The sequence below is a fragment of the Hungatella hathewayi WAL-18680 genome, assembly GCF_000235505.1.
GTDB classification, from domain to species: Bacteria; Bacillota; Clostridia; order Lachnospirales; family Lachnospiraceae; genus Hungatella_A; species Hungatella_A hathewayi_A.
On record NZ_JH379032.1, the window covers coordinates 1,977 to 5,324 of the forward strand.

Consider the following 3,348-nt stretch of genomic DNA (forward strand, 5'->3'; position numbering starts at 1 on the left):
TCGAAGACATCTATGAAATACGGATGATGTCACAGAGTGTTTATATAGAACGGACACGTTTTAATGGGTGGAGATAAAGGCGAAGCCTGTGATGTCTCGAAAGAGATGAAAAAAATGTGTTAACCTACTTCAGCAGGGTAGTGCTGTTCCATATAACTGGTTTTTACCAGTGATTAGTGAATTTGAAATATCAAGTTTACTAATGACTGATAAACTTCAGTCAAACATGTACCTTGAAAACCACATATTGAATATATCTAGAAAGATTTGAGTACAGGAAACTGTATGAGAATCGTTCAAGACATCCGAGGTGATATAAGAAGCGATTCTTATATCCAAACAAACAAAACTCGTTGAAGTAGTCTTAACGTAAGACGAACCAACAAACCTAAGACCAGAGATTCAACGCTATGAATCTTAGACAGAAGCCCGCACCCGCAGGTGGAAGTCGAATTGGTTAAGCTATAAAGAGCGCAGGGTGGATGCCTTGGCACTAAGAGCCGATGAAAGACGTGATAAGCTGCGATAAGCTTCGGGGAGGGGCAAATACCCTTTGATCCGGAGATTTCTGAATGGGGAAACCTGGCTGAGCAAACCTCAGTCGTCGTATGGTGAATACATAGCCATACGTCGGGAACCGCCTGAACTGAAACATCTAAGTAGGGCGAGGAAAAGAAAGAAAACTCGATTTCCAAAGTAGCGGCGAGCGAAATGGAAGGAGCCTAAACCGGAGTGCGTGCATTCCGGGGTTATGGACCGCATCACGTGAGACGATTTGTTACCAGAAGGGTCTGGAAAGTCCCGCCATAGAGAGTGAAAGTCTCGTATGGGAAAGCAATAGTCAGCAGGCGGTATCCAAAGTACCACGAGACACGAGAAACCTTGTGGGAAGTCGGGGGGACCACCCCCCAAGGCTAAATACTCCTTAGTGACCGATAGCGCATAGTACTGTGAAGGAAAGGTGAAAAGAACCCCGGGAGGGGAGTGAAAAAGAACCTGAAACCCTGTGTTTACAAGCTGTGGAACCACATTTTAAGTGGAACCGCGTACTTTTTGTAGAACGGTCCGGCGAGTTGTGTATACTGGCAAGGTTAAGCACCCCAGGTGTGGAGCCGAAGAGAAATCAAGTCTTAAGAGGGCCAGAGTCAGTGTATGCAGACCCGAAACCGGGTGATCTACCCATGTCCAGGTTGAAGTTTCCGTAAAAGGAAATGGAGGACCGAACGCACATCCGTTGAAAAGGGTGGCGATGAGGTGTGGGTAGGGGAGAAATTCCAATCGAACCCGGAGATAGCTGGTTCTCCTCGAAATAGCTTTAGGGCTAGCCTCGTATTAGTCTGCTGGAGGTAGAGCACTGAATTTCCTAGGGGGCGTCAAAGCTTACCAAAGAATATCAAACTCCGAATGCCAGCCAGATGATGTACGGGAGTCAGACTGCACGAGATAAGTTGGGCAGTCAAAAGGGAAAGAGCCCAGACCACCAGCTAAGGTCCCAAAGTGCGTGTTAAGTGGAAAAGGATGTGGGATTTCGAAGACAACTAGGATGTTGGCTCAGAAGCAGCCATTCATTCAAAGAGTGCGTAATAGCTCACTAGTCGAGAGGTCCTGCGCCGAAAATGTCCGGGGCTGAAACACGACACCGAAGCTGTGGAATGTATTTATACATTGGTAGAGGAGCATTCTTAGCTGCGCTGAAGCGGTACCGTAAGGAGCCGTGGAGTGCTAAGAAGAGAGAATGCCGGAATGAGTAGCGAGATGGAGGTGGGAATCCTCCAGGCCGAATATCTAAGGTTTCCAGAGTAAAGCTGATCTGCTCTGGGTAAGTCGGGACCTAAGGCGAGGTCGAAAGACGTAGTCGATGGACAACAGGTTGAGATTCCTGTACCGCGTATTATCAGAACTGTGGGGACACAGAACCAAAGCCAAACCCGGGAATGAAAAGACCGGGGCAAGCGCTGGACCGGCATAGTTGGCAAATCCGCTATGCAACGGGAAGGCGTGACGCGTACCGAACAAAAGTAGGGAAGTTGGCGGAGGGGCTGTCAAGAAAAGCCGCTATTGTGTAATACGTGCCCGTACCGTAAACCGACACAGGTGGATGAGGAGAGAATCCTAAGGCCGGCGGGAGAAGCATTGTTAAGGAACTCGGCAAAATGACCCCGTAACTTCGGGAGAAGGGGTGCCCATGAAAGTGGGCCGCAGAGAATAGGCTCAAGCAACTGTTTAGCAAAAACACAGGTCTATGCAAAACCGAAAGGTGAGGTATATGGGCTGACGCCTGCCCGGTGCTGGAAGGTTAAGAGGAGAGGTTAGAGCAATCGAAGCTTTGAATTTAAGCCCCAGTAAACGGCGGCCGTAACTATAACGGTCCTAAGGTAGCGAAATTCCTTGTCGGGTAAGTTCCGACCCGCACGAAAGGCGTAATGATTTGAGCGCTGTCTCGACAATGCACCCGGTGAAATTGAAATACCAGTGAAGATGCTGGTTACCTGCGCCAGGACGGAAAGACCCCATGGAGCTTTACTCCAGCTTGATACTGGGATTCGGTATTGCATGTACAGGATAGGTGGGAGGCTAAGAAGAGGAGACGCCAGTCTTCTTGGAGCCGCTGTTGGGATACCACCCTTGCAGTATTGGGTTTCTAACTTGTCACCATGACCTGGTGAGAGGACAATGTCAGGCGGGGAGTTTGACTGGGGCGGTCGCCTCCGAAAGGGTATCGGAGGCGCTCAAAGGTTCCCTCAGAATGGTTGGAAACCATTCGAAGAGTGCAAAGGCAGAAGGGAGCTTGACTGCGAGACCGACGGGTCGAGCAGGTACGAAAGTAGGACTTAGTGATCCGGTGGTATAAAGTGGGATTGCCATCGCTCAACGGATAAAAGCTACCCTGGGGATAACAGGCTTATCACTCCCAAGAGTTCACATCGACGGAGTGGTTTGGCACCTCGATGTCGGCTCATCGCATCCTGGGGCTGAAGTAGGTCCCAAGGGTTGGGCTGTTCGCCCATTAAAGCGGTACGCGAGCTGGGTTCAGAACGTCGTGAGACAGTTCGGTCCCTATCCGGCGTGGGCGTAGGATATTTGAGAGGAGCTGTCCTTAGTACGAGAGGACCGGGATGGACTGACCTCTGGTGTATCTGTTAGACTATCAAGTCTATGGCAGAGTAGCCAAGTCGGGAAGGGATAAACGCTGAAGGCATCTAAGCGTGAAGCCCCCCTCAAGATGAGATATCCCATACGCAAGTAGTAAGACCCCTTGAAGACGACGAGGTAGATAGGGCAGAGGTGGAAGCATGGCAACATGTGTAGCTGACTGTTACTAATAGGTCGAGGGCTTAACCAAGTTGG

Annotated in this window: 1 rRNA gene; it reads left to right on the forward strand. The window is 49.8% G+C overall.

Going from position 1 to position 3,348, the window contains the following annotated elements:
• The first annotated feature begins 455 nt into the window (after nucleotides 1-455).
• Nucleotides 456-3,343 (forward strand): 23S ribosomal RNA (locus tag HMPREF9473_RS25745).
• Nucleotides 3,344-3,348: the final 5 nt, after the last annotated feature.